The organism is Arenimonas sp. MALMAid1274, assembly GCF_049195245.1.
Lineage (GTDB): Bacteria > Pseudomonadota > Gammaproteobacteria > Xanthomonadales > Xanthomonadaceae > Arenimonas.
Genome location: NZ_JBMIRR010000027.1, coordinates 1,231,556 through 1,256,996 on the forward strand (window position 1 = coordinate 1,231,556; position 25,441 = coordinate 1,256,996).

28 protein-coding genes are annotated in these 25,441 nt (G+C 69.9%); 16 read left to right on the plus strand and 12 right to left on the minus strand.

Annotated elements, in window-relative coordinates:
• The first annotated feature begins 32 nt into the window (after positions 1–32).
• Complete coding sequence (locus ACOQFR_RS14290; RefSeq protein ID WP_421383031.1) at positions 33–1,265, plus strand: endonuclease/exonuclease/phosphatase family protein; 1,233 nt, start codon at positions 33–35, stop codon at positions 1,263–1,265.
• Positions 1,266–1,320: 55 nt separating this feature from the next.
• Here the strand turns inward: ACOQFR_RS14290 and purT are convergent, their stop codons facing one another.
• Positions 1,321–2,526, minus strand: coding sequence for a formate-dependent phosphoribosylglycinamide formyltransferase (purT, locus tag ACOQFR_RS14295; RefSeq protein WP_421383033.1), 1,206 nt, complete (start codon positions 2,524–2,526; stop codon positions 1,321–1,323).
• 128 nt (positions 2,527–2,654) lie between these two features.
• On the opposite strand from purT, the gene ACOQFR_RS14300 reads away from it, so the two are divergent.
• The 7 genes from ACOQFR_RS14300 to ACOQFR_RS14330 all read left to right on the plus strand — a co-directional run bounded on the left by ACOQFR_RS14300 (position 2,655) and on the right by ACOQFR_RS14330 (position 6,697).
• On the plus strand, positions 2,655–3,539 hold the full coding sequence (locus ACOQFR_RS14300) for a hypothetical protein (protein ID WP_421383035.1): 885 nt from the start codon (positions 2,655–2,657) through the stop codon (positions 3,537–3,539).
• A 93-nt stretch (positions 3,540–3,632) separates the two neighbouring features.
• Complete coding sequence (locus ACOQFR_RS14305) at positions 3,633–4,496, plus strand: SPFH domain-containing protein (protein ID WP_421383037.1); 864 nt, start codon at positions 3,633–3,635, stop codon at positions 4,494–4,496.
• 7 nt (positions 4,497–4,503) lie between these two features.
• Positions 4,504–4,812 carry a hypothetical protein gene (locus tag ACOQFR_RS14310; RefSeq protein ID WP_421383039.1) on the plus strand — a complete coding sequence of 103 codons (309 nt, stop codon included), beginning with the start codon at positions 4,504–4,506 and terminating at the stop codon, positions 4,810–4,812.
• A 3-nt stretch (positions 4,813–4,815) separates the two neighbouring features.
• The gene (locus tag ACOQFR_RS14315; RefSeq protein ID WP_421383041.1) at positions 4,816–4,998 is read left to right on the plus strand and encodes an Arc family DNA-binding protein; all 183 of its coding nucleotides are present in this window, start codon (positions 4,816–4,818) and stop codon (positions 4,996–4,998) included.
• 18 nt (positions 4,999–5,016) lie between these two features.
• On the plus strand, positions 5,017–5,547 hold the full coding sequence (locus ACOQFR_RS14320) for a hypothetical protein (RefSeq protein WP_421383043.1): 531 nt from the start codon (positions 5,017–5,019) through the stop codon (positions 5,545–5,547).
• A gap of 36 nt (positions 5,548–5,583) precedes the next feature.
• Positions 5,584–5,829 carry a hypothetical protein gene (locus ACOQFR_RS14325; protein WP_421383045.1) on the plus strand — a complete coding sequence of 82 codons (246 nt, stop codon included), beginning with the start codon at positions 5,584–5,586 and terminating at the stop codon, positions 5,827–5,829.
• Positions 5,830–5,869: 40 nt separating this feature from the next.
• Positions 5,870–6,697: a M15 family metallopeptidase gene (locus ACOQFR_RS14330; RefSeq protein WP_421383047.1), complete on the plus strand. Its 828-nt coding sequence runs from the start codon at positions 5,870–5,872 to the stop codon at positions 6,695–6,697.
• Here ACOQFR_RS14330 and ACOQFR_RS14335 read toward each other — a convergent pair.
• From ACOQFR_RS14335 to ACOQFR_RS14375, 9 genes are all read right to left on the minus strand, one after another.
• The gene (locus ACOQFR_RS14335) at positions 6,678–7,352 is read right to left on the minus strand and encodes a DNA-3-methyladenine glycosylase family protein (protein ID WP_421383049.1); all 675 of its coding nucleotides are present in this window, start codon (positions 7,350–7,352) and stop codon (positions 6,678–6,680) included. The genes ACOQFR_RS14330 and ACOQFR_RS14335 overlap by 20 nt on opposite strands.
• Entirely contained in the window at positions 7,349–7,714 is a 366-nt protein-coding gene (locus tag ACOQFR_RS14340) for a DUF423 domain-containing protein (RefSeq protein WP_421383051.1), read from the minus strand. Before ACOQFR_RS14340 ends, ACOQFR_RS14335 begins: the two co-directional genes overlap by 4 nt.
• The gene (locus ACOQFR_RS14345; protein ID WP_421383053.1) at positions 7,711–8,781 is read right to left on the minus strand and encodes a DUF4340 domain-containing protein; all 1,071 of its coding nucleotides are present in this window, start codon (positions 8,779–8,781) and stop codon (positions 7,711–7,713) included. Before ACOQFR_RS14345 ends, ACOQFR_RS14340 begins: the two co-directional genes overlap by 4 nt.
• Before the next feature lie 3 nt (positions 8,782–8,784).
• Entirely contained in the window at positions 8,785–10,647 is a 1,863-nt protein-coding gene (locus tag ACOQFR_RS14350) for a GldG family protein (RefSeq protein ID WP_421383055.1), read from the minus strand.
• 5 nt (positions 10,648–10,652) lie between these two features.
• Entirely contained in the window at positions 10,653–11,387 is a 735-nt protein-coding gene (locus tag ACOQFR_RS14355) for an ABC transporter permease subunit (protein ID WP_421383057.1), read from the minus strand.
• Positions 11,384–12,313, minus strand: a complete 930-nt coding sequence (locus ACOQFR_RS14360) for an ABC transporter ATP-binding protein (RefSeq protein ID WP_421383059.1) — start codon at positions 12,311–12,313, stop codon at positions 11,384–11,386. Before ACOQFR_RS14360 ends, ACOQFR_RS14355 begins: the two co-directional genes overlap by 4 nt.
• 54 nt (positions 12,314–12,367) lie before the next feature.
• Positions 12,368–13,663, minus strand: coding sequence for an SRPBCC family protein (locus ACOQFR_RS14365; protein WP_421383061.1), 1,296 nt, complete (start codon positions 13,661–13,663; stop codon positions 12,368–12,370).
• A gap of 141 nt (positions 13,664–13,804) precedes the next feature.
• Positions 13,805–14,446 (minus strand): response regulator, encoded by a 642-nt coding sequence (locus tag ACOQFR_RS14370; protein WP_421383063.1) that lies wholly within the window; start codon positions 14,444–14,446, stop codon positions 13,805–13,807.
• Complete coding sequence (locus ACOQFR_RS14375; RefSeq protein WP_421383065.1) at positions 14,443–15,621, minus strand: sensor histidine kinase; 1,179 nt, start codon at positions 15,619–15,621, stop codon at positions 14,443–14,445. The genes ACOQFR_RS14370 and ACOQFR_RS14375 overlap by 4 nt, the downstream gene beginning before the upstream one ends.
• A gap of 169 nt (positions 15,622–15,790) precedes the next feature.
• Here ACOQFR_RS14375 and ACOQFR_RS14380 point away from each other — a divergent pair, with 169 nt between their 5' ends.
• The 6 genes from ACOQFR_RS14380 to ACOQFR_RS14405 all read left to right on the plus strand — a co-directional run bounded on the left by ACOQFR_RS14380 (position 15,791) and on the right by ACOQFR_RS14405 (position 20,938).
• Complete coding sequence (locus ACOQFR_RS14380) at positions 15,791–16,387, plus strand: GNAT family N-acetyltransferase (RefSeq protein ID WP_421383067.1); 597 nt, start codon at positions 15,791–15,793, stop codon at positions 16,385–16,387.
• Positions 16,388–16,389: 2 nt separating this feature from the next.
• A complete protein-coding gene (minC, locus tag ACOQFR_RS14385) occupies positions 16,390–17,157 on the plus strand; it encodes a septum site-determining protein MinC (protein WP_421383069.1) in 768 nt (255 codons plus the stop codon).
• A 53-nt stretch (positions 17,158–17,210) separates the two neighbouring features.
• On the plus strand, positions 17,211–18,020 hold the full coding sequence (gene minD / locus ACOQFR_RS14390) for a septum site-determining protein MinD (RefSeq protein ID WP_421383071.1): 810 nt from the start codon (positions 17,211–17,213) through the stop codon (positions 18,018–18,020).
• Between the two features lie 3 nt (positions 18,021–18,023).
• Positions 18,024–18,293, plus strand: coding sequence for a cell division topological specificity factor MinE (gene minE / locus ACOQFR_RS14395; RefSeq protein WP_421383073.1), 270 nt, complete (start codon positions 18,024–18,026; stop codon positions 18,291–18,293).
• A 44-nt stretch (positions 18,294–18,337) separates the two neighbouring features.
• A complete protein-coding gene (locus tag ACOQFR_RS14400; RefSeq protein ID WP_421383075.1) occupies positions 18,338–18,829 on the plus strand; it encodes a hypothetical protein in 492 nt (163 codons plus the stop codon).
• A gap of 99 nt (positions 18,830–18,928) precedes the next feature.
• On the plus strand, positions 18,929–20,938 hold the full coding sequence (locus tag ACOQFR_RS14405) for a M2 family metallopeptidase (RefSeq protein ID WP_421383077.1): 2,010 nt from the start codon (positions 18,929–18,931) through the stop codon (positions 20,936–20,938).
• 70 nt (positions 20,939–21,008) lie between these two features.
• Here the strand turns inward: ACOQFR_RS14405 and ACOQFR_RS14410 are convergent, their stop codons facing one another.
• The gene (locus ACOQFR_RS14410) at positions 21,009–21,320 is read right to left on the minus strand and encodes a hypothetical protein (protein ID WP_421383079.1); all 312 of its coding nucleotides are present in this window, start codon (positions 21,318–21,320) and stop codon (positions 21,009–21,011) included.
• Positions 21,321–21,454: 134 nt separating this feature from the next.
• Between ACOQFR_RS14410 and ACOQFR_RS14415 the strand changes: the two genes are divergently transcribed.
• Both ACOQFR_RS14415 and ACOQFR_RS14420 read left to right on the plus strand, forming a co-directional pair.
• Entirely contained in the window at positions 21,455–22,528 is a 1,074-nt protein-coding gene (locus ACOQFR_RS14415; protein WP_421383081.1) for an aromatic ring-hydroxylating oxygenase subunit alpha, read from the plus strand.
• 143 nt (positions 22,529–22,671) lie between these two features.
• Positions 22,672–24,090 (plus strand): hypothetical protein, encoded by a 1,419-nt coding sequence (locus ACOQFR_RS14420; RefSeq protein WP_421383083.1) that lies wholly within the window; start codon positions 22,672–22,674, stop codon positions 24,088–24,090.
• A 19-nt stretch (positions 24,091–24,109) separates the two neighbouring features.
• Here ACOQFR_RS14420 and ACOQFR_RS14425 read toward each other — a convergent pair whose 3' ends face one another.
• On the minus strand, positions 24,110–25,369 hold the full coding sequence (locus tag ACOQFR_RS14425) for a multidrug effflux MFS transporter (protein WP_421383085.1): 1,260 nt from the start codon (positions 25,367–25,369) through the stop codon (positions 24,110–24,112).
• Positions 25,370–25,441: the final 72 nt, after the last annotated feature.

A 25,441-nucleotide genomic window follows, 5' to 3' on the forward strand; every position in this document is an offset into this window, starting at 1 on the left:
CCGCGCGGCCCGATTCCCGGCACAATCGGCGCATGAAGAGACCCTGGTTTTTCCTCGCCGGCGGGCTGTGCCTGGCCCTGCTGGCCGCCTGCGCCGGATCCCGCACCCCGATGAGCACACCGACGCCTGCCGATACCGATGCCGCGGCGCGTCCGCTGCGCTTTGCCACGTTCAACGCCTCGCTGTACGACGAAGAGCACGGCGGCCTGGTGGCACGGCTGGCCGACGGCGACGAGGATGCGCGCCGGATCGCGGCCACGGTTCAGCACCTGCGGCCCGACGTGGTGCTGATCAACGAATTCGACTACGACGACGCGGGCCGGGCGAAGACGCTGTTCCTGAAGCTCTACCTGGGCGTGGGCCAGGACGGGCAGGATCCGATCCACTACCCCTACGCCTACACGGCCGAGGTGAACACCGGCGTGCCCAGCGGACTGGACCTGGACCAGGACGGCCGCATCGGTGGCGAAGGCCGCTACCACGGCAACGATGCCTGGGGTTACGGCCTGCATCCGGGCCAGTACGGCATGCTGGTGCTGTCCATGCATCCGATTGACGAGGCCGCGGTGCGCAGCTTCCGCCTGCTGCGCTGGAGCGCGATGCCCGGCGCCCTCAAGCCGGTGCGGCCCGATACCGGCCAGGCCTTCTACCCGGAGGCCGTGTGGTCGCAACTGCGCCTGAGTTCGAAGTCGCACTGGGACCTGCCGATCGACACGCCGCAGGGCCGCATCCATTTCCTGGTCGCCCACCCCACCCCGCCCGTGTTCGACGGCCCGGAGCGGCGCAATGCCGCGCGCAACCACGACGAGATCCGGCTGTGGGCGGAATACCTCAGCCCGGGCGAAAAACCCTGGCTCTGCGACGACGCCGGCCGCTGCGGCGGGCTGGCCGAAGGCGAACGCTTCGTGATCGCCGGCGACTACAACGCCGACCCGGCCGACGGCGGCAGCCTGCCCGGCAGCATCCACCAGCTGCTGGAACATCCGCGCGTGCTGCGCTTTGCCACGCCGCGCAGCGAAGGTGCCGTGGCCGCGGCGCAGGCCGAGCCCGCCAACCGCACGCATCGCACCGCCGCCGCGCACGACACCGCGTCCTTCGGCCCGCGCAACGGCAACTACCGCGTGGACTACGTGCTGCCCTCGGTCGGCCTACCGGTGCAGGCCAGCGGCGTGTTCTGGCCGCAGGCGGGCGAAACCGGTGCCGGTTGGCTGACGGCGACCGACCATCGTCTGGTCTGGGTGGACCTGGCCCCGGACGCGCGCTGAGCCGACCCAGCAGTTGCGGTGGCGGTATCGGACCGGACCGCGTCCGCCGATCGACTCACTCCGGCCGCAGCGTCACCGTCAGGGCGGCCGCTGCGCGACGCGCCTTGGCGCGCGCGGCCTCGATGTCCTCGCCGCGGGCCAAGGTCACCGCGACCCGCCGGTGGCCCTCGACGCGCGGCTTGCCGAACAGGCGCAGCGCGGTGTCGGGTTCAACCAGGGCCGCGTCCACGTTCGAGAACTCCGGAACGCCGTGGCCGGTGGCCAGCACCGCGCAGGACGCGGACGGGCCGAGCGTGGCGATGTTGGGGATGGGCAGCCCAAGGATGGCGCGCGCATGCAGCGCGAATTCACTCAGCTCCTGCGACACCAGCGTAACCAGGCCGGTGTCGTGCGGGCGCGGCGATACCTCGCTGAACCAGACTTCGTCGCCCTGCACGAACAGCTCCACGCCGAACAGGCCCCAGCCGCCCAGGTTGTCGGTGATGGCCGCAGCGATCTCGCGCGAACGCTGCAGCGCAAGTGCGGACATCGGCTGCGGCATCCAGCTTTCGCGGTAATCGCCGTCCACCTGCAGGTGGCCAACCGGATCGCAGAACGAGGTGCCATCGCGGTGGCGTACGGTGAGCAGCGTGATCTCGTAGTCGAATCGGATGAAGCCTTCGACGATGCAGCGGCCTTGGCCGGCGCGGCCGCCGGTCTGCGCGTAGTCCCAGGCCGCATCCACGTCGGCCGCGGTGCGCACGGTGCTCTGGCCCTTGCCCGAGGACGACATCACCGGCTTGACCACGCAGGGCAGGCCGATCGCGGCGACGGCGGCGTGGTATTCCTCGCGCGTGTCCACGAAGCGGTAGGGCGAGGTGGGCAGGCCCAGGGTCTCGGCCGCGAGCCGGCGGATGCCCTCGCGGTCCATGGTGAGGCGCGCGGCGCGCGCGGTGGGGATCACCCGCACGCCGCCCTCGCCTTCCAGCTCCACCAGGGTCGGGGTGTGGATGGCCTCGATCTCCGGAACCACCAGGTCGGGTTTTTCATGCGCGATCAGGTCGCGCAGGGCGGCCGGATCGAGCATGTTCAGCGTGTGGCAACGGTGCGCCACCTGCATCGCCGGCGCATGGTCGTAGCGGTCGGCGGCGATCACCTCCACGCCCAGCCGCTGCAGTTCGATCACCACTTCCTTGCCCAGTTCGCCCGAGCCCAGCATCAGCACGCGGCGCGCGTGCGGCGAGAGGGGCGTGCCGAGGGTGACGGGTCCGGGCGAAGTCATGGGTAGGTTCCGTGCGGGAAACCGTGGATTGTAGCGTTTGGCCCGGCCGCGCCGGCGGCCTCGGGCCGGATCCGGTTCTGCCCGGGGCGTGTTTCTGGCATCCTCGCTCTTCCAAGACAGAACCCCGCATGCATCGACTCCTGTTCGCCCTGCTCCTGCTGTCCGGGCCGGTTTTCGCCGCCCGCTGGTCCGCCCCCGAAGTCGCGGGGCTGGTCACGCACAAGGCGATGGACGAGATCAGCGGGCTGGCGCCTTCGCGCAGCCACCCGGGCTTGTTCTGGGCCATCAACGACGGCGGCAACAGCGCGCAGTTGCACCTGATGGATGCCCGCGGCCAGCACCAGGCCAGCGTGGACATCCAGGGCGTCCGCAACGTGGACTGGGAAGATCTGGCCTCGTTCGAACTCGACGGCCGCCATTACCTGCTGATCGCCGACACCGGCGACAACGGCGGCATCCGCCGCGACCTGGCCCTGCAAGTGATCGAGGAGCCCAGCGACCTGGCCTCGCCGGCGCCGGTGGCCTGGACGCTGGAGTTCGACTGGCCCGACGGCCCGCGTGACTGCGAGGCGGTGGCCGTGGACGTGGCCCGCGGCGAAGTGCTGCTGATCTCGAAAAAGCGCGTGCCCGCCGAGTTGTTCCGCATTCCCCTGGCCCGCAGCCCGCAGCGCCAGACCGCCGAGCTGGTGGGCACCCTGCAGGGCATCGAACAGCCCGACGGCAGCGACCTGCAGCGCAGCCCCACCTATGGCCGCTATCGCGCCCAGGTCACCGGGGTCGACCTGAGCCCCAATGGCCGCGTGCTGGCCGTGCTGAACTACCGCTCGATCCATTTCATCACCCGCGACGGCGGTGGCGACTGGGCCGAGGCGCTGGCGCGCCCGCTGCCGCACCTGGATCTGCCTTGGATGCCCCAGGCCGAGGCCGTGGCCTTCTCGCTGGATGGCCTCAGCCTGACCATCGCCAGCGAACAGCTGCCCTCGCCCCTGGTCCGGTTCCGGGTCGAGCGCTGAGCCGCGGGCCAGGCCGGAGGTCGGCCCGGCTTCCGGCATCTTGCAAGATGATATCTTTATGATATCGTCGGATCACCTCAAGGGAGATCCGCCATGAAAGAACAGTCGCTCCGCTCCGTCCCCGGCATTCCGACCGTGCTGGCCCTGCTGCTGGCGCTGGGCGGCGCGCTGGCCCTGTTCATCTACGGCATCCGGGAGCACGACGCCGCCTTCATCGTGGGCGCCCTGATCCTGGGCGTGGTCGCACTGTTCGGCATGTGCGGCTTCTACATGGTCGAGCCCAACCAGGCCGCCGTCCTTAGCCTGTTCGGCGAGTACAAGGGCACCTGCAAGGATCAGGGCCTGCGCTGGAACAACCCCTTCTACTCTGCAAAGAAGATTTCACTGCGCGTGCGCAACTTCGAGTCGGGCAAGCTCAAGGTCAACGACCTCGACGGCAGCCCGATCGAAATCGGCGCGGTGGTGGTCTGGCAGGTGGTGGATTCGGCCGAGGCCGTCTACAACGTGGACGACTACGAAAGCTTCGTGCACATCCAGTCCGAAGCCGCGCTGCGCGCGATGGCCACCAGCTATCCCTACGACCAGCACGAGGACGGCAAGATCTCGCTGCGCAGCCACGCCGCCGAAATCGCCAAGCACCTCACCGAAGAAATCCAGGAGCGCCTGGCCCAGGCCGGCGTGAACGTGGCCGAGGCCCGCATCAGCCACCTGGCCTACGCGCCGGAGATCGCCCAGGCCATGCTGCAGCGCCAGCAGGCCGGCGCGATCATCGCCGCCCGCACCCGCATCGTCGAAGGTGCGGTCAGCATGGTGGAAATGGCGCTGGAGCAGCTGTCGGCCCGCAAGGTGGTGGACCTGGACCCCGAGCGCCGCGCGGTGATGGTGAGCAACCTGCTGGTGGTGCTGTGCGGCGAGCGCGGTACCCAGCCGGTGGTGAACGCCGGCTCCATCTACTGAGATGGCCATGGACGAAATGCTGCTCGGTGGAATGATCGCGATCCTGAGCGCCCTGCCGGGCCTGGCCCTGGGCGTGGCCTTGCTGATGGGCAAGTGGCGGCCCGCGTCGATGAGCACGGCGCGGGACCCGGCGCGGGCGCGCGCGGCCCTGGGCATCTACCTGATCCTGATCGACGGCCTGATCCTGCTGATGGGCGTCCTGCTGATCGCGCTGCCCGCCGAGCGCGTCGTAGCCCTGGTCCCCTATGCGGTGGGCACGGTGGTGGCGGTGTCGACCCTGGGGCTGGTGCCGCTGCTCCGGGCCGGCCGAAGCTGAGCGATGGCCGAGAAAAAAGCCTATCCGCTGCGCATCAACGCCGAAGTCCTGGACGCGGTCCAGCGCTGGTCGGACGACGAGCTGCGCTCGCTCAACGCTCAGATCGAATACGTGCTGCGCGACGCGCTGCGCAAGGCCGGTCGCCTGCGCACGCCGGAAGGCGCCGACGATGCCGAGCCCGGCTGACCCCGCCCGGAACCCACGATGGACCGTCGCTTCGAACTCACCCCGCTGGGAAAGATGCCGATCCTGTTCGCGCTCGGCTTCGGCGCGCTGATCCCGCTGGGCGTAGCGGTGGCGATGGTGCTGCAGGTACAGGAGGGACGGTTGGATCCGATGGCGCTGCTGGTGATCCAGGCCGGGGTGGCGCTGGTGTCGCTGGCCGTGGTGCTGCCGATCTGGCGCCGCGAGGCCTGGTTCGACGGACAGCGGCTGAAGGTGAGGGCCACCTGGTACACACGCGAGGCGCCGCTGGAACAGTTCGACCTGGACCAGGCCCGGGTCACCAACCTTCGCGAGCAGAAGGAATTCCGGCCGCTGCTCAAGACCAACGGCTATGCCCTGCCCGGCCTGCGCGCGGGCCATTTCCGGTTGCGCGACCGGCGCAAGGCCTTCTGCCTGATCACCGACCCGACCCGGGTGATCGTGCTTCCCCACCGCGACGGCCGGGTCTGGCTGCTGAGCGTGCAGCACCCGCAGGCCGTGCTCGACATCCTGCGCCGGCCCCGGCGCTGACATCTTCCGGTCACACACTCGTCGCAGGCTGCGCGCATGGGCGAAGCCATCTTGGGACTGGGACTACTGCTGGCGCTGGGCACGGTGCTGGCGCTCGTGGTTCGCGCGCGGCGCCCGCGTGCGGCCCGCAAGCAGGACGGCCGCGGCGACGACATCTCGCCGCTCTGGGTAATCGGCGGCGGGGACACCGGCGGCGGTCGCGGCAAGCACGCCGACCACGGGCACGATGCCAGCGATGGCGGCGGTGACGGGGGCGGGGGCGGGGGCGGGGGCGGCGACTGAGCGCTTCCTTCGGCCGGGACGCGAAGGCTAAGCTGGCCGCATGCAGCCCCTGGACTGGCACCTGATCAACACCCAAGGCCTGGAGGCCGTGCCGGCGCGGCTGCTGCGCGCGCGCGCGAATGCGCACGCCCGCACGCTGGCGCAGGCGCAGTGGCTGGTGCGGCGCAAGCGCGATGGCCGCTTCCTGGGCGCGATCGCCCAGGGCCGGCTGCGGCCGCTGTCGCCAGCGCTGTGGCGCGAACCGGGTCTGGGCGAACTGCTGGACGCGCTGGGCGCGGCGCCCGAGCGCGCCGGTCTCGCGCCCTCGCTGCCGCTCGAGGGCCTGCGAGAACGCCTGCACCAGCTGGGCCTGGACGCGTCCTACGGCGACACGACCGGCCTGGCCCTGGTGGCCGAACCCGCGCGGCTGGAATTCGCCGGACGCGACCGCTACCGACGGCCACTGTGGCTGCTGGCGCCGGCGGCGCGCGCCTGGCGGCGCATGCAGGCGGCGGCCGTCACCGAAGGCGTGGTGCTGCAGGCGATCTCCGGCTACCGCAGCCACGACTACCAGCTGGGCATCTTCGAGCGGAAGCTGGCGCGCGGCCTGACCCTGGCCGACATCCTCGCGGTCAATGCCGCGCCCGGATACAGCGAGCATCACGGCGGCTGCACGATGGACATCAGCACACCCGGCGAACCGGCCGCGGAAGAAAGTTTCGAGACGACGCCGGCGTTTGCGTGGCTGTGCCGGCGTGCGGGCGACTTCGGTTTCGTGATGAGCTATCCGCGCGGCAACCCGCACGGCATCGTCTACGAGCCCTGGCATTGGCGCTGGCATGCGGGGCCGCGGGACGCGGGCGCTGCGGTCAATCCTGCGAGCGCTTGACCGGCGGCTTTGCCGGCGCGCCGCTGTCGGCGATCCGCCACAGGTACAGCGCGGCCAGCGTGCGGTAGGGTCCCCACTTCACCCCCCGTTCCAGCAGCTGCTTCGGTGTCGGCATCGCTTCGCTGCGGTCGAGCAGCTGCGCGCCCTTGCGCACGCCCAGGTCGTCCACCGGCAGCACGTCGGGCCGGCCCAGCTGGAACATCAGCATCATCTCCACCGTCCAGCGGCCAATGCCGCGCACGGCGGTGAGGCGCTGGATGATGTCGTCGTCGGCCATGCCGGCCATTTCGCGCGAGCCGGGCACTTCGCCGCGGGCCGCGCGCGCGGCCAGGTCGCGCAGGGCCAGGGTCTTGTTGCCCGACACGCCGCAGGCGCGCAGCGTGGCGTCGTCCACGCGCCCCAGGGTGTCGGCATGCAGCTTCTTCGCGCCGATGGCCTGCTCGACGCGGCCGACGATGGTGGCCGCGGCCTTGCCGGAAAGCTGCTGGTAGAGGATGGCGCGCGCCAGCGAATCGGTGGTGTCGAAGGGCTTGCGCCAGCGGGCGCCGACGTCCAGCGGGCCGATGCGGTCGATCCAGCGCACGAAGCGGCGGTCGCGCCGGCGCAGGTGTTCGCTGGCGGCCAGCAGGTCGAAGCCGCGCACGTGTCGGGTCATGGCCGCACCGCCGGACGCAGTGCGTCCGCGGCCAGCAGCAGCCAGCCCAGCATCAGCAGGATGCCGCCGGTGGGCGCCAGCGCCGTGGAGGCATCGAAGAACACGGCGGCCAGCAGGCTGCCGCAGAACAGGGCCACGCCCGCCACCAGCACGAACAGTCCTGCCAGCCGCAGTCGCGCCACCGCCGTGGGCGCCAGCACCAGCCAAGCCAGGCCGTGACCGAACAGGAAGGCCGCGGCCAGCGAGGCACGTTGGGAATCCTCGCCGTCGAGCCCGTGCATCGCGTAGGCCGACAGGCCGATCGCGGCCGCGCAGGCGAAGCCACCCGCCGCCGCGAGACCACGGCGCGCCGCGCCGCTCATGGTTGGCCTGCGAGATAGTCGCCGCGCGACTTCGCCAGGGCCTGCGCCTTGTACGGCGGCAGCAGGAACTGCCGGCCCTCGAAACTGGCCTGCCAGGCCGCGACCTGGGCTTCCAGGGCCGCCAGCCGCGTCGCCGGGTCGCCTGCCTCCTGCCGCGCCGTGTCGTCGGCAGCGCCGCGCGCGAACCAGGCCGAGGCGCGCTCGCGATCCAGGGAGACCGACAGGCGTGCCCAGGTCTGGCTGCCCTCGCCGGGCCAGGTCGAGACCGTGACAGCCAGGCCATCGACGCTTTCGAAGACCGCGGTTTGGGTCGGTGCGGTCCCCGAATCCCTGGCCACGTCATCAAGCGGAAGCTGGTCGGTGAAACCGGCGATGGCATTGCCTGCATCGGGATTGGCCAGCGCGGCAGACGCCAGGCCTTCCAGCACGAAATCGTCATCGCGGCGCGACAGCACGAAGGAGCGCCCCTGGGCCGGCGTCACGCGGACCGTCTGCACGCGCGCCATCGGCAGGTCGATCAGCCGGCGGTCGAGCCAGTCGGCGGGATTGCGCGCGGGCGCGATGTCCTGGTCCAGCAGCCAGGCCTGCGGGTCGTCGCCAACGCGCACGTAGCTGCCGCCCAGGGACGGATGATTGTTGCCCACGACCAGCGCGAGCGGCTCGCTACCCCCGCCGGACAGGCGCAGACCGACGCCCTTGGCGTCCGCGGCCGCGAGATCTTCCACGCCCAGCCGGACGTGCAGCGATGGCCTGGCGGTCTTGGCTTCGATGCGCCTGGCCTGCCCCAGCCGGAACAGCGCACGGCTGATCTCGCGCTGGTTGCCCGGCCACTGGTCGCGATCGGGCATGCGCCACTGTCCCTGCACCTTTTCCAGCGTGACCAGGGCGGCCTTGCCCGCGCCCGTCACTTCGATGCGATCGATGGTGTCCACGCGCGCCGCGAAGCCCAGCGCCAGCAGCCCGGGCCCGTCGCCCTGCCCCGCGCCATCGCGATCGAGCAGCCACCAGGCCGCGCCGGCCAGCGCCAGCACCGCGGCCGCAAGCGCCAGCAGGCGCACGGGACGCATGGCTCAGGCCACCGCGACGCGGCGGCGCGACCAGCGACGCCAGGCCACCAGCAGCGCCACCAGCACCACCAGCGCCGGCATGCCGAGGATGTTGAGCAGCTTCAGCCGCTGGCCGAGGTCCTCGATGTCGGCGTTGAGCCGGTGCTGCACGTCGCGCAGCTCCTTGCGCATGCGCAGCTTCTCGTCCTGGAATCGCAGGATCTCGGCCTGCTGCTGCGCGCTCAGCGCCTGCGCCTGGCCATCGGCCCCCGGCTGCTGCAGCGCGGTGAGCTGCTGCTCGAGCGCGTCGAGTTCGGTCTGCAGCTGCTGTTCGGTGCTGCGGTAGCGTTCTTCCGCACTGCGACGCAGCGCCGCGACGCGCTCGAACGGACGCGCCGAAGCCGCGCGCGTGCGCACCGAGATCAGGTCGGCGTTGCCCACCAGGTTGTCGACCGCGTTGAACACGAAGTCGCCGTTGTTGGCGAAGGCGTTGTAGACCGGCTGGCCCAGGAAATCGTTCACCTGCACCCACAGCCGATCCGACAGCACATCGGTGTCGGCCACCACGATCACGTTGACCGGCGATTGGCTGGCCGCCACGTGGTCCTTGCCGCTGCGGTCGGGGAAGGCCGTCTTCAGCGCGCCGGTGAAGCGCGCGGCCAGCACGTAGGCTTCGCCGGTGGGGCTGAAGCCTTCGCGCAGCCGGGCCGGGTCGGCCACGGCATCGCGCACCGCGGCCACGTCCGCCATCGCCGAGGCACCGGAGCTCTGCGCCAGCGGCTCCATCGCCAGCGTGGCCTCGCGCGCCAGGCCCAGGGCGCCGACGCTGGAGAAATGCACGGTCTGCAGCTCGGCCGACACCACGTCGTCCTGGTTCAGGGTGTCCTTGCCCAGGCCCAGCACCGCCAGGTGCCGCACCGGCGGACCGTTGGGGTCGGGCTGCACCTGCAGTGCGTGCTTGTCATCCAGCACCAGGCGCGTGGGATCGAATTCGATGCCCCAGCCGCGGAACAGCGTCGGAAGGTCCGAGCTGCGCGGGATGTCGCGCGAGAGCGGATCCAGCGGGTCGATCGCGGACTGGTCGGCCTCCGAGTCCGGGTCCACGAACACCAGCAGCCGGCCGCCGCGCAGCACGAACTGGTCGATCGCGTACTGGGTGTCCTCGGGGATGTCCTTGGGGTGGATCAGCATCAGCAGGTCGACGTCATCGGCGATGCTGGTGGGTGCACCCTGCAGGCGGCGCATCTCGAACAGTTCGCTGATCTGGCGGTCGATCACCCAGCCCGCACTGGGGCGGCCGGTGGGATCCATGCTGGGGCCGGTGGGCAGCCCGCTGATCACCGCCAGCACCGGCTTGGTGTCGACGCTGAGCGTGGACACCAGCTTGGCCACGTCGTATTCGAGGAACGCTTCCTTGTCGGGCTGGATGAACGGCATCGCGGTTTCGCCATCGGTGCTGTTCACGCCCACCAGGCCGAAGTAGAGCTTGTCGCCGGTGCTGCCCAGCGGCACCGCCTGCAGCCCGTAGGCCGCGGCCTGGTCCTCGGCCTCCGAGAACGGCTCGGGGTCGATCACTTCCAGCGTCAGCTTGCCGTTGGAGCGGGCGGCGATTTCCTCCAGCAGCTCGCGCACGCGGGTGGCGAACACGCGGAACTGCTGCAGATCGCGGGTGGCGTGCTCGGAGTAGTACAGCTTGAGCTGCACCGGCTCCTCCAGCCGGCCCAGGATATTGCGGGTGCCTTCGGACAGCGTGTAGAGCTGCTTGTCGGTCAGGTCCACGCGCGCGCCGCGCAGCAGCACGGACGACAGCGCCACCAGGGCGACGAAGGCCAGCGCCAGCAGGGCCAGCGCGAGCAGGGGAACGGAACGTCGGGGCAGGGCTTTCATCGCGCTCAGTCCGCTTTCTTCATGTCGATCACGACCACCGTCGCCGCCAGCCACGCAGCGATGCACAGCAGGAAGAACACCACGTCGCGCAGGTCGAGGACCCCGCGGCTGATGGCCTGGAAGTGGGTGAGGAAACTCAGGCCCGCGAACGCATCCACCCAGGCCTGCGGCGCCCAGCCGCGCACCAGGTCCAGCGCCATCGGGAAGCCCGCCAGCAGCAGCAACAGGCAGATCACCACGGTGAGGATGAAGGCCACCACCTGGCTGCGGGTGGCCGCGGACAGCGCGCTGCCGATCGCCAGGAACGCACCCGCCATCAGCCAGCTGCCCAGGTAGCCCGCCGCGATGACGCCGTGGTCGGGATCGCCGAGCCAGGCCACCGTGATCCACATCGGGAAGGTCAACGCCAGCGCCAGGCCGAGGAAGGCCCAGGCGGCCAGGAACTTGCCCAGCACCGCCTGCCACAGCGACAGCGGCAGGGTCAGCAGCAGCTCCAGCGTGCCGGTCTTGCGCTCCTCGGCCCACAGGCGCATGGCCACGGCCGGCGCCAGCAGCAGGTACAGCCAGGGATGGAAGCGGAAGAAGGGCTGCAGGTCGGCCTGCCCCGCTTCATAGAAACCGCCCAGGTAAAAGGTGAACGCACCCGCCAGCGCCAGGAAGATCACCAGGAACACCGCCGCCAATGGCGTGGCGAAATAGCTGGCGAACTCGCGCTTGAACACCGCGCGCACCGCGCTCATGCGCCCACCCCTTCGGTGGTGATGCGGCGGAAGACTTCGTCCAGGCGGCCGCGTTCGGGCTGCAGGCCGCTGTAGGCAACGCCGCGCTGGCGCAGGCGCTCGGCCACCGCATCGGCGGCCACGGGCTTGCCCTGCGGGAAAACGTACAGGCGGCCGTCGCCGGCGTCCTGGTGGAAGCCGCTGACGCCGGGCATGCCGTCGAGCGCGGCGCGTGCGGCGATGCTGTCGGCGGCCAGCAGCGACACCGCGCCCTGGTAGCGCGAACGCGCCAGCAGTTCGGCCGGCGTGGCATCGGCCAGCACCTTGCCGCGCGCGACGATCATGGCCCGGCTGCACACCGCCTCGACCTCTTCCAGGATGTGGGTGGACAGCAGCACGGTGCGGTCGCGCGCAAGCTCGCGGATCAGGCCGCGCACTTCGTGCTTCTGGTTGGGGTCCAGGCCGTCGGTGGGCTCGTCGAGAACCAGCGCGGGCGGATCGTGCAGGATCGCGGCGGCCAGGCCGACGCGCCGCTTGAAGCCCTTGGACAAGGTGTCGATGGGCTGGTGCAGCACGCCCTCGAGCGACAGCCGCTTGAACACCGCCTGCAGCCGCTCGCGCCGGCGCTCGCCGGAAAGTCCGCGCACGTCGGCGATGAAGCCCAGGAACCCCTCGGGGCTCATTTCGCCGTAGCCGGGTGCGCCCTCGGGCAGGTAGCCCAGCGCGCGACGCGCGGCGATCGGATCGGACTGCACGTCGTGCCCGCAGACCGTGGCCGTGCCCGAACTGGGCGCCAGGAAGCCCGCGATCATCTTCATCGTGGTGGACTTGCCGGCCCCGTTGGGGCCCAGGAACCCGAGCACTTCGCCCGGTTCAACCTTGAAACTGATGCCATCCACGGCCAGCAGGCGGCCGTAGCGCTTGTGCAGGGCATGTGCCTGGATCATCGGTTACCTCAGAAACGACAGGGCGGGCACTCGGCCCGCCCTGCGGTGTATCACTCAGGCGGCGGCCGGTGCTTCGGCCGGCGCTGCATCGGCCGGGGCCTCGGCGTCGGCCGGGGCGGCTTCGCCCTCGGGCGTTTCCGCGGCCGGCTCGGGCGCGATCTGCACCGGGTCGGCGGCTTCGACGCCCGGCACGCGGACCGGCCAGTACACGTTGAACTCCGCCTCTTCCGAGAGCATGTCCTTGATCGCGTCGAGGTATTCCTCGTACGGACGATCGACCGGCTCGGCACCGCGCACCATGGACCAGGCGCGCACCAGGTCACGCACGCGCGGCAGGCCGGGCGACGGACCGGTGTAGCTGGTCTTGGCGGCACGGATGGCCGGGTACTGCACGTACAGCACCGGACCCTCGACCTTCACCAGGTAACGCTCCAGCGGGGCATTCGGATCCACCGGCGCGGTGGCGACCGGGGCCGCGTCGGCGGCGTCGGCGGCGGGCTCGTTGCCCTCGCCTTCGCTGCCCTCGTCCGCGGCGGGCGCCGGGCCGGTGCCCTTCTTGCGGATCGGCTGCACCACGTCGAAACCATAGGTGTCGGTGGTGAATTCGTTGGTGACGATGCGCATCGGGCCGGCGGGCTCGAGGCCGTTCTTCTCCATCACCTGCTCGATCCACTTGTCCTGGTTGGTCATGGCCAGGGCGATGTCGTCGTTGGCGCGCTTGGCCGCCGTGGTCACCACCAGGGCGTTCACCGCCGGCAGGTCCACGAACTCGAAGCCGGGCTCATGCTGGCTGTAGTCGAAGCGCGGGATGGTGGTCAGCAGGTTGCTGAGCTTTTCCAGGCCACGCTTCATGTCGTCGCCGATCTTGTCGGTGACGTACAGGCCGGCGTAGCGACCGAACAGGTCATAGCCGTAGTCGACCGTGTAGCGCTGGGTGATCTTGACGTTCTGGTTGCGCTGGCCGGTCCGCTCGAAGCGGATGGTCATGCGCTTGTTCTCGCCGCGGCCCGGGGTCTGCAGGGCGTAGACGATCTTCTCGCCCGGCTCGCTTTCCACGATTTCCCAGCTGCCCTCGCCGACGGTCGCCTGCTGGGATACGAAGTCCAGCTTGGCACCGACGCCGGTCTCGGGGCCCGAGGTGGTCAGCGTCATGCGCGGGTCATAGTTGATCAGCGCGTTCCAGTCCTTGAACCGCGTGAAGCCGTTCAGGATGTCGTTCACCGTGGACATCGGGCGATTGGTCTCGACCGAATGCGAAACGGTGCGGGTAGAAGGCAGGAAAAGGCCGATCGCCACGAACAGGGCGATGACGATAACCAGGGAAATAATCCACTCGATAACTCGGGTCATTCGGAAGCTCTCCAAGAACGGACCCCTCGGCGGGTTCACGTGCCCGGCCGCAGGAAACCGGGAGGATATCAGGTCAGGCCGCCGCCCGGCAGGGGGCGCGGAAACCGGTGCCCAGGGCCGGGCCCGCAGGCCCTGCGGGCTTCACACCAGCTTGAGCTCGAAGGCCTTGAGCACGGCGCGCGTGCGGTCGCGCACGCCCAGCTTGGACAGGATGTTGGACACGTGGTTCTTCACCGTGCCCTCGGCCACGCCCAGCGAATTGGCGATTTCCTTGTTGGAGAAGCCGCCCGCCATCAACCGCAGGATCTCGGTCTCGCGATCGGTCAGCGGATCGGGCTGGTCGAGGCTGACGAACTCATTCTGCAGCCCTTCCAGCCCCGACAGCAGGCGCTGGGTGACGGCCGGCTGAACCAGCGAGCCGCCCTCGGCCACGGTCTGGATGGCGTTGACCAGCTGGTCCAGCGAGACATCCTTGAGCAGGTAGCCGCGCGCGCCGGCGCGGATGCCGGCCAGCACCAGCTGGTCGTCGTCGAAGGTGGTCAGGATGATGGTGGGCGGCAGCTGGCCCTTGGCGCTGAGCGCCTGCAGCGCCTCCAGGCCCGACATCACCGGCATGCGCATGTCCATCAGTACCACATCGGGCTTGACCTGCGGGATCAGCTCCACCGCCTGGCGGCCGTCGCCGGCCTCGGCCACCACTTCGATGCCCTCGGCCAGTTCGAGCAGCGATTTGACGCCCTGGCGCACCAGGGTCTGGTCGTCGACGAGGCAGACACGGATCATGCGGCGTTCTCCAGGGGCAATCGGATGTCGAGCGCGAATCCCTGCCCGCGCCCGGTGAGGATATCCACCCGGCCGCCATAGGCGAGCAGGCGTTCGCGGATGCCGCGCAGGCCATTGCCGTGGCAGGCCTCGGCATCGGCGCCGCGGCCGTCGTCGCGGGCCTGAATGCGGGCTTCGGCGGCGTCGCGGGCGATGCTGAGCCACAGCGTGGACGCGCCAGCGTGGCGCACGGCATTGGTGATGATTTCCTGGGTGCAGCGCAGCAGCACGTGCGCGCGCTCGGGGTCTTCGATGTTCAGCGGCTCGGGCAGGTCCAGCCGGATGTCCAGCGCCGGCACGCCCTCGACGAGGGTGCGGATGGCGCCGCTGAGGTCGATGGCGCCCTCGTCGCGCATCTCGCTGACCGCCTCGCGCACGTCGGTGAGCAGCAGCTTGGCCAGGGTGTGGCTCTGGCGCACGTGCTCCTGGGCGCGGCCCTCGGTGAGGTGGCCGGCCACTTCCAGGTTCAGGCTGAGCGCGGTGAGGTGGTGGCCCAGCAGGTCGTGCAGCTCGCGCGAGATGCGCACACGCTCGCTCATCCGCGAACTCTCGGCCAGCAGGGCGCGGGTGGCGCGCAGTTCCGCATTGAGCCGGCGCTGCTCTTCCCGGGCCTCGGCCTGCTGGCGCGCGACCAGGCCGATCACCATCGCGAAGCTGGAATAACCCACGTAGGTCATCGCCTGCAGCACCGCGAAGCCCGGCGTGAAGCCTTCGAGCTTGCTGAACACCGGCACCAGCGCGGCATGCTGCAGCACCAGCCACAGCACGCCGATCTGCAGCGGCACCAGCCAGGGGATGACGCCGGCGATGATCATCATCAGCACCGCGCCCACGCCGCTGCCGGTCTGGTAGCTGACCACGATGGCCGACACCGTCAGCGCCGCCAGCAGCACGATGTCGCCGGGGCGGCGCTTGCGCAGGCCCAGGGCGCGCGTCATCTGCCAATAGATCAGGCCGAAAGCGCCGTAGGCCAGCACCAGCAGCACCAGGCCCGCGTCGAGGATGCCGGGCACGCCCTCGGCCGCCTCGATGGCCGGGAAATACCAGGTCAGGGCCACCACGGGGATGCCGACCACCGCCCAGGTGAACAGGCCGGAGTAGCGCAGCAGCTGGGTGTGGGAGAGGCGGTTCAGCATCCGGGCATCATAGGCCGCCCGCGCCCGGGGCAAGGCCCCCGAAAGTCACGGGTCGGGCCGATGGCCTTCCGCCGCCCCGCCGCCGGGCACCCGTGCGATAATCCCAGCCCGATCGCCCGCCGGCACTCCCTGCACAGGCGGCCCTCATGCCATCGGAGTCCCGAAGACAATGCCGATCACCATCCGCGACGTGCGCGAGCACGAGCTGGATTCCGTACTTGCCCTGAACAACGCGGCCGGGCCGTCCATCCTGCCGATGGACCTGGCCAAGGTGCGCTTCTTCTGGGAACACGCCGAATACTTCCGCGTCGCCGAACAGGACGGCCTGATCACCGGCTTCCTGGTGGCGCTGAGCCAGGACGCGCCGCACGACAGCCCGAATTTCCTCTGGTTCCATGAGCATTACGACCGGTTCCTGTACGTGGACCGCATCGTCATCGCCCGGCCCCGCCGCGGCGGCGGCCGCGGCCGCGCCTTCTATGCCGACGTGCAGAGCTTCGCCGAAGTGCGCTGGCCCAAGCTGTGCTGCGAGGTCTTCCTGCAGGCGGGCAACGACCCGGCCCTGCTCTTCCACGGCAGCTTCGGCTTCCGCGAGGTCGGCCAGCAGGTGATGTCGGGCACCGACATCCGCGTGGCCATGCTGATCAAGGAAATGTGCAGCTACCCGTTCGTGGCCGACGCCTACGGCGACCACCTGCCCGACCAGGCCTGGCTGAGCGCGCGCGCCCTGCCCGGCCGCGCGCCCGCGCTGGCGACGGGGACCTGAGCATGGCTGCGACCACGATCGACTACGAACAGGCCGGCGAACTCAAGTTTGGCCAAGTCGGCATCGCCAACCTGCGCGTGCGCACGCTCGACCCCGCGCGCCTGGCCGCCGAGATGACCGAACGCGTGCAGCGTGCCCCGAAGATGTTCGCGCGGGCCGCGGTGGTGATCGATTTCGGCGGCCTGAGCCGCTGCCCGGACGCCAGCGAGGCGCTGGCCCTGATCGACGCGCTCAAGGGCGCCGGCGTGATGCCGGTGGCGCTGGCCTACGGCACCAGCGCAATCGAGGAACTTTCGCAGGCCGTGGGCCTGCCGCTGCTGGCCAAGTTCCGCGCGTCCTACGAGCGCGAGGGCGAGGCCGATCCGGCGCCCGCGCCCCGTCGCGCCGCCGCGCCCGAGCCCGCGCCGGCGCCCGTGCCCCCGTCGCCCGCCGCGAAGGCCGAACCCGGCCTGATGCACGTGCATCCCGTGCGCTCCGGCCAGCAGGTATATGCCCAGGACCGCGACCTGACCGTCTGCGCCACCGTGGGTGCCGGCGCGGAGGTCATCGCCGACGGCTCCATCCACGTCTACGGCGCCCTGCGCGGCCGCGCGCTGGCCGGTGCCGGCGGCCTGGCGAGCGCCCGCATCTTCTGCCGCGAGTTCCATGCCGAGCTGGTGGCCGTGGCCGGCCACTACAAGGTGCTTGAGGAAATTCCCAGGGAGCTGCTCGGCAAGGCCGTGCAGATCTGGCTGGAGCATGACAAGCTCCGCATCGAACAGCTGGACTGAAACCCTTTAAAACAAGTGTCCGCGCCCCGGGCGCGGCGTCATGGAGAAGCAAATTGACTGAAATCATCGTGGTGACCTCGGGCAAGGGCGGCGTCGGCAAGACCACCACCAGCGCCTCGCTGGCCTGCGGCCTGGCCAAGGCCGGCAAGAAGACCGTCGTCATCGATTTCGACGTCGGCCTGCGCAACCTGGACCTGATCATGGGCTGCGAGCGCCGGGTCGTTTACGACTTCGTCAACGTGGTCAACGACGAGGCCAACCTGAAGCAGGCCCTGATCAAGGACAAGCGGTTCGAGAACCTCTACGTGCTCGCCGCATCCCAGACCCGCGACAAGGATTCGCTGACCAAGGAAGGCGTCGAGAAGGTGCTCAAGGGCATGGTCGACGAAGGCTTCGACTTCATCGTCTGCGACTCGCCGGCCGGCATCGAGAAGGGCGCCTTCCTGGCGATGTACTTCGCCGACCGCGCCGTGGTGGTGGTCAACCCGGAAGTGAGCTCGGTGCGCGACTCCGACCGCATTCTCGGCCTGCTCGCTTCCAAGACCCGCAAGGCCGAGAACGGCGAGCGCGTGAAGGAGCACCTGCTGCTGACCCGCTACAGCCCCAAGCGCGTGGAGGCCGGCGACATGCTGTCCATCGCCGACGTGCAGGAAATCCTGGGCCTGGACGTGGTTGGTGTCATCCCCGAATCGCCCGAGGTGCTGCAGAGCTCCAACGCCGGCGTGCCGGTGATCCTGGACGAAGCCTCGCCCGCGGGCCAGGCCTACACCGACGCCGTCGCGCGCATCCTGGGCGAGAACCGGCCGATGCGCTTCACCACCGTCGAGAAGAAGGGTTTCTTCTCCAAGATGTTCGGGGGTTGAGCCATGGGCCTGTTTGATTTCCTCACCCAGCGCAGCAAGAACACCGCCAGCACCGCCAAGAGCCGCCTGCAGATCCTGATCCAGCAGGAGCGCTCGATGCGCGGCGCGCCCGACTACCTGCCGATGCTGCAGCGCGAACTGCTGGAGGTCATTCGCAAGTACATCAACGTGGACACCGATGCGGTGAAGGTGGCCATGCACAAGGACGGCGACAACGAGCTGCTGGACATCTCGGTGGCGCTGCCCGACAAGGCCGCCCCGGCGGGCGGCTGAGGCCACGGTCCGCGCCTCGGCGCGAACCGGGTACGTCACCCGTGATGGACGCATCGCCCCGCAGTCCGGCACCGGCCGCAGCGGACGTGCTGCGGCTGGACGCGCTGGGCTTCGCGCCGGCCGCCGCCCTGCTGGCCCGGCATGGCCTGTCGCTGCAGCGCGTGGCCGATGGCGAGCGCATTCCCGGCAGCTACTGGGGCGACTGCGAAGCCGGCCTGATCGGCTGCACTGTCTACGCACGCGCCGATACGCCCGTGCATTCGCTGCTGCACGAGGCCTGCCACCTGATCGTGATGCCGCCCGAGCGGCGTGCGCGCGTGCACACCGACGCCACCGATTCGGTGCCCGAGGAAGACGCGGCCTGCTGCCTGCAGATCCTGCTGGCCGACCAGCTGCCCGGCGTGGGCCGCGACCGCCTGATGGCCGACATGGATGCCTGGGGGTACAGCTTCCGGCTCGGGTCGGCGCGGGCCTGGTTCGAAAACGATGCCGAGGACGCCCTGGCCTTCCTCGCCCAGCGCGGCCTGGCGACCTGACGTACGCCCGGCCTGGCCAGGCCTCCGGCCCTTGCGTGGCCCCGGCGACGGGTCTAGCCTGCGGCGACTTCCGTTTCCCGCCGCTCTGGAGCCTTACCTGTGAAATCCCAACGCGCCCTGCTGGCGCTCGCCATTTCCGCCAGCCTGCTTGCCCTGGCTGCCTGCAACAAGACCGACACCGCGGCCCCGGCCGCTCCCGCCGCGGGCACGGCGCCGGCGACCTCCGCCGCCGCGCCGGCGGGTGAAACCGCCGACCAGTTCGTCGCCCGCGTCAACAAGACCGCGGTGGAGATGACGCCCGAGCTGACCTCGGCCGCCTGGCTGGGCGCCACCTACATCAACTCCGACAGCCAGCGCCTCGAGGCCCTGGCCAACGAGCGCTACCTCACCCTGAACAATGCCTTCGTCGAACAGGCCAAGTCCTACGACGTGACCGGGCTGAATGCCGACACCGCGCGCGCCCTCCACCTGCTCAAGGTGAGTGCGTCCCTGCCCGCCCCGCGCGACCCGGCCAAGCTCAAGGAGCTGACCGAGATCGTCAGCCGCATGGGCGGCACCTACGGCGCCGGCAAGTGGTGCCAGGACGGCGACAAGGGCTGCAAGGACATCGGCCAGGTGTCGGAGATCCTGGCCAACCCGGCCAGCAGCTACGACGACCTCAAGGCTGCCTGGGAAGGCTGGCACACCATTTCCGTGCCGATGCGCAAGGATTACCAGCGCTTCGTCGAGCTGACCAATGAAGGCGCGCGCGAGATGGGCTTCGCCAACACCGGCGACGTCTGGCGCGCGGGCTACGACATGCCGGCTGCCGACTTCCAGGCCGAGGCCGACCGCCTCTGGGGCCAGGTGCAGCCGCTGTACGAGCAGCTGCAGTGCTACACCCGCGAGAAGCTGGTGGCCAAGTACGGCGAGCAGGGTTCGGTGGACGGCATGATCCCGGCCCACCTCACCGGCAACCTGTGGCAGCAGGACTGGGGCAACCTCTGGCCGATCCTGCAGCCCTACGACGGCGTCGGCAGCCTGGACGTCACCGGCGCGCTGGAGAAGCAGCGTGACGCGATCCTGTCCGAGCTGGTGTCCGACGCCGGCGGCATGGGCAAGCTGACCGCGGCCGAGCAGGTCGAGATCGAGCGCAAGGCCGATTACCAGATGGCCACGCGCATGACCAAGCTGGCCGAAAGCTTCTACACCGGCCTGGGCATGCCGGCGCTGCCGGAAACCTTCTACACCGACTCGATGCTGGTGCAGCCGCGCGACCGTGAGGTGGTGTGCCACGCCAGCGCCTGGCCGATGAACACCAGCGGCGACGTGCGCATGAAGATGTGCATCAAGCCCAACGAGGAAGAGCTGACCACCATCTACCACGAGCTGGGCCACATCTATTATTACCTGGCCTACAAGGACAAGCCGCCGATGTTCCAGAACGGCGCGCACGACGGCTTCCACGAGGCCATCGGCGACACCATCGTGCTGTCCATGACGCCCGACTACCTGGCCTCGATCGGCCTGGTGGACAAGCCGGCGGTCAGCGACGAAGCGGTGATCAACTCGCAGATGCGCATGGCCCTGGCCAAGGTCGCCTTCCTGCCCTTCGGCCTGATGATCGACCGCTGGCGCTGGGGCGTGTTCGACGGTTCGATCGCGCCGGAGAACTACAACGCCGCCTGGTGGGAACTCAAGGCCAAGTACCAGGGCGTGGCGCCGTCCGGCGCGCGCGGCGAGGAGTTCTTCGACGCCGGCGCCAAGTACCACGTGCCGGGCAACACGCCGTACACGCGCTACTTCCTGTCGCACATCCTGCAGTTCCAGTTCTACAAGTCGCTGTGCGACGCGTCCGGCCACACCGGCCCGCTGTACACCTGCAACTTCGCCAACAATCCGGAAGCAGGCAAGCGCTACTGGGCGATGATGCAGCGCGGCGCCTCGCAGCCCTGGCAGCAGACGCTGAAGGAGCTGACCGGCGGCGAGCAGATGGACGGCTCGGCGGTGCTGGAGTACTTCGCGCCGCTGCAGACCTGGCTGGTGGAGCAGAACAAGGGCAAGTCCTGCGGCTGGACCCCCGGCGGCAATGCCCCGGCCACTCCGGCGCCGGCGACCCCTGCCGGTTGATCCTGCGCAAGGCGCAAGTCCGCGGCCGGCGAAGAAATTCTCCGGCCGTTTTTTTGTCCGACGGCCGCCGCTAGGGCAGCTTGAACTTCCGCATGGGGCGCAAGGGCCACAGCGAGGTGAAGCGGTCGCCCCCTTCCACCCGGAATCCGGCGGACACGCCCTGCAGCAGGCTGCTGGCCTCCAGCACGCGCTTGACCCGCCGGAACGAATGGCGCGGGTCGGGCGTCACGATGAACAGGCTGATCTCCTTGGCGCTGGTGTCGTAGCCGTCCAGGGTGGCCGCATCGCCCAGCGCCTGCTTCAGCTCGGTCTCGAGGGTCGGCAGGAAGGTTTCATCGGCGAGCGAGGCGCGCCAGAACTTGATTACGAGCTGATGGTTCATGGCAGGAAGTATGGGACCCGGGCCTGTATCGAGAGTGACGGCCGACCGGCAGCTCGGCAGGCCTTGCCGCCCCCGGGCTTTCGCGGACCCGGCCGCCGCGCAATACTGCCGTCTTGCCCCGATTGGCCCGCCCCATGAACCCGCCGCTGCCCGACCCGCTCGCCCCGCAGACCCTCGGCCACGCGCTGGCCCTGCACGCCGACTTCTACCGGGGCGAGGCCATGCTGGAGCGCGACCGCACGGCCGTGTTCGCCTGCAGCTGGCAGCTGGTGGGCCACGTGTCGGCGCTGGCCAACGCGGGCGACCACGTGGTGTCCGATATCGCTGGGCTGCCGGTGATCGTCATTCGCGACACCGCGGGCCAGCTGCGCGCCTACCACAACGTCTGCCGGCATCGCGCCGGTCCGCTGGCCACCTGCGACGGCAAGGCGGCCAAGGTGCTGCGCTGCAAGTACCACGGCTGGACCTACACCCTGGAAGGCGTGCTGCGCAGCGCGCCCGAGATGCAGACCGCCCAGGACTTCGAACCCGCGACCGTCCGGCTGCCGGAGCTGCGCGTGGCCGAGTGGGAAGGCCTGGTGTTCGTCGCCGGCGACGGCGCGCCGGCCTTCGCCGATTTCAGCGCGGGCTTCGACGATCCGCTGCGCGGGCTGTCGCCGAAAAACTACGTCTTCCACAAGCGGTTCCGCTACGAGGTGGCCTGCAACTGGAAGGTGTACTGCGACAACTACCTCGAGGGTTACCACGTGCCGCACATCCATCCGGGCCTGAACAGCCTGCTGGACTACCGGCAGTACGTGACCGAGGCCAGGGACTGGTTCTCCTTCCAGTACAGCCCGCTGCAGAGCGACGACGGCCTGTATGGCGACGGCGACGCGGTCTACTACTTCATCTACCCCAACACCATGCTCAACCTGCTGCCGGGACGGCTGCAGAGCAACCGCGTGCTGCCGCGGGGGCCGGACCGCTGCGTGGTCGAATTCGACTACTACTACGCACCCTCCGACTGCGCGGAGGCCGAGGCGCGCAAGCAGGCCGACCACGACTTCGCGCACCAGGTGCAGGACGAGGACATCGAGATATGCGAGCACGTCCAGCGCGGCCTGGCGTCGGGTTCGTATGAACCAGGCCGGCTGAATCCGCTGCGCGAGAATGCGGTGTTCCACTATCACGAGCTGCTGCGCGCCGCGTATCGCGCCTCGCCCTGAGGCGACCCCGCTCGGCCCCGCGAGTCACCCTGGCGGCACTAAGCCTCTGACTTGGCGTGCCTGGTGCTGTCTTGACCCTGCATCGAGGTCTGTCCGATATTCGGGAGTCCGACAGGGACGGCCAGGGGACCGGGCGAATGGACATGAACACCGTCGTACTGGGCGCCGCCGCGCTCATCTCCGTTGCGCTGGTGCTTGGCGCACTGACTTGGCGGGAGGGCTACGGCTGGCTGCCCGCCTTCCTGCTGGCCATTCCGGCGGCCATCTGGTTGCCCGGCTTCTTCTTCGCGCCCTGGCAGCGCACTGACCTGCTGTGGGCGCAGCTGGCGGGTTGGCCCTGGATCCTGATCGCGTTGGCGGCCGTTTGGACGCTGCGTCATCGCGTGCAGTGGTATGCCTGGGACAGCCGCAACTTTTTCGCCAGCCTCGTGCTCGGCTGGCTGGCCGCGGCCCTGGTAGCGCGTGGCGGGCTGGATGTGGTGCGCAAGCTGCCGGAACTGCTGGCCTCCAGCGCCACCGATGGCCTGGATCCGTGGCTGTACCGGCTGCTGACACTGGCGATGGTGCCGGTGATGGCCTGGTCGCTGTGGATGATCGGCGTGGCGCTGGGACGGGTGTTCGGCCTGCTGCCCATCGCGCTGCTGCGGCGCGTACGCGGCCTGGGCTTCTATTCCTCGCGCCTGAAATTCCGGCACCGCCCGGGCGAGGAAACCGTGGAGTGGCACTACCACTCCCGCAAGGCGCCCAAGGGCTGGCAGCGCCGCGACGTATCGCTGCGCCACCTGTCGATGTTCACCCATGAATCCCGCACCGAGCAGGTCTACGAACGCAACATCCAGACCTTCGAAGCGCGCGGCCGCTTCAGCGGCGAACAGATCACCGGCACCATCGAGGGGCCGGGCCAGTGGGTCAACCGCACGCGCTTCACCGGCAAGAGCCACCTCACGCTGGGCGACCTGTCGATGGAAGTGCCGACGCCGCAGGCGGCCAGCGCCAATCGCACCCTTGAGCTGCTGTTCAAGCGCTACGTCGGCGCCCTGCACCGCGCCGACAAGGAGCGCCAGGAGCAGGAAGTGCTGGCGGCGGTCGCGCAGCGGAAGGCCGAGGAAGCCCGGGCGCGCCAGCAGGCCATCGACGATGCCGAGGCCCAGCGCCAGCGCGAGGCCGAGGAGGCGGCGCAGCACCAGGCGCGGGTCGAGCGCTCGCGCATCGAGGCGCACGCGAACCTGCAGTCCCTGCTCGCGCAGGCCGGCCTGGCGGGCGAGGACCTGTGGAGCAAGTACGCGCACGACCTGGATGGCCGCATCGTCGCCCTGGTCGCGGCCAATCGCGCGGGTCGTGGCGTGGTCGTGCATGCCGACGGCAACGACACCTGGATCGGACAATGGCGCGGTGCCAGCGCGCGCGTCGCCGACGGGCGGCTGGAAGTGCAGGTGGACGATCCCGCCTGGCGCCGGCAGCACCTGAGCGAACGCCGCTTCGTGCTGGGCGAGCGATGGACGTCCGAGGAGCGCCAGACCTGGGCCGACCGGATCGGCCTGCTGTCGGCCGGCGCCGGCTGAGCGCGCCGGCCGCGACGGGTCAGAGCTCGCCGGTGGGCTCGTGCCGCGCGATGTTGGGATCCGGGTCCGGCACGTGCGGGTACCGCCCGCTGTGCGACACGTACCAGCGCCACAGCGCATAGGCCAACGCCGTGAACACCGCCGCGGCCAGCGCCAGGTGCAGTCCGCTGTCGCTGACCATCGGCGACAGCACGCCGGCGATGACCGCGTTCGACAGCAGGCCGACGAAGGCCTGCATGGACGAGGCGCCGCCGCGGTGGCGCGGATACATGTCCAGGATCGCCAGCGTGACGATCGGGAACACCAGCGCGATGCCGAACGCGCCCAGCGCCGTGGGCAGTACGGCCCAGGGCAGGGTCGGCGCGTCGGTCCAGGCGTTGTAGCCGATGTTGTAGGCCGCGGCGAGGCCGCAGAACAGGAAGCCCCACTCCACCAGCCGCTGGCCGCTGATGCGCCCGGCCGCACGTCCGCTGACGAAGGCGCCCAGCATCATGCCGCCGATGGTGGGCGCGAAGAACCAGACGAAATCCTGCTCGCCCAGCCCCAGCAGGTCCATCACGAAGGCCGGCGCCGAGGCGATGTACAGGAACAGCGCACCGAAGTTGAAGGTGCCCGCCAGCGCCAGCAGCCGGAACTTGCGGTTCGACAGCATGCGCGCGTAGTCGGTCACCAGCGTGCGCGCGTGCAGCGGCGTCCGGTTCGCCACCGGATGGCTTTCGGGCAGGCCCCAGGCCGTCAGCACCAGCAGCAGCAGGCCGAACAGCGCCAGGAACCAGAAGATGCCGTGCCAGTTGCTGAAGCCGAGGATCCAGCCGCCGATCACCGGCGCGATCGCCGGCGCGATGCCGAAGATCATCGATATCTGGCTCATCAGCCGCTGCGCGTCGTCACCCTGCAGGCAGTCGCGCACGATCGCGCGCCCCACGATCAGGCCGACGCCCGCGGAAAGACCCTGCAGCCCGCGGAACACCAGCATCGTGCGCATGTCGGTGGCCAGCGCACCGCCGATGCAGGCCAGCGTGAACACCACGATGCCCGCCAGCAGCACCTTCTTGCGCCCGATCGCATCGGAGATGGGGCCGTGGAACAGCGACATGGCCGCATAGCCGATCAGGTAGACGCTGATCGTCTGCTGCATGGCCACCTTGCCCACGCCCAGATCGCTGGCCATCACCGGGAAGGCCGGGAACACGGTGTCGATCGAGAACGGCCCGAACATGGCCAGCCCCCCCAGGATGAAGGCCAGACGCGCACGCGAAATCTGCAGATGGGGGATCATGGAGGCCTGGCGCGGAAAAACCGTGCAAGCATACAAGCCCGTCCCCTGCCCCGCTTGAACCCGGCCTCAACG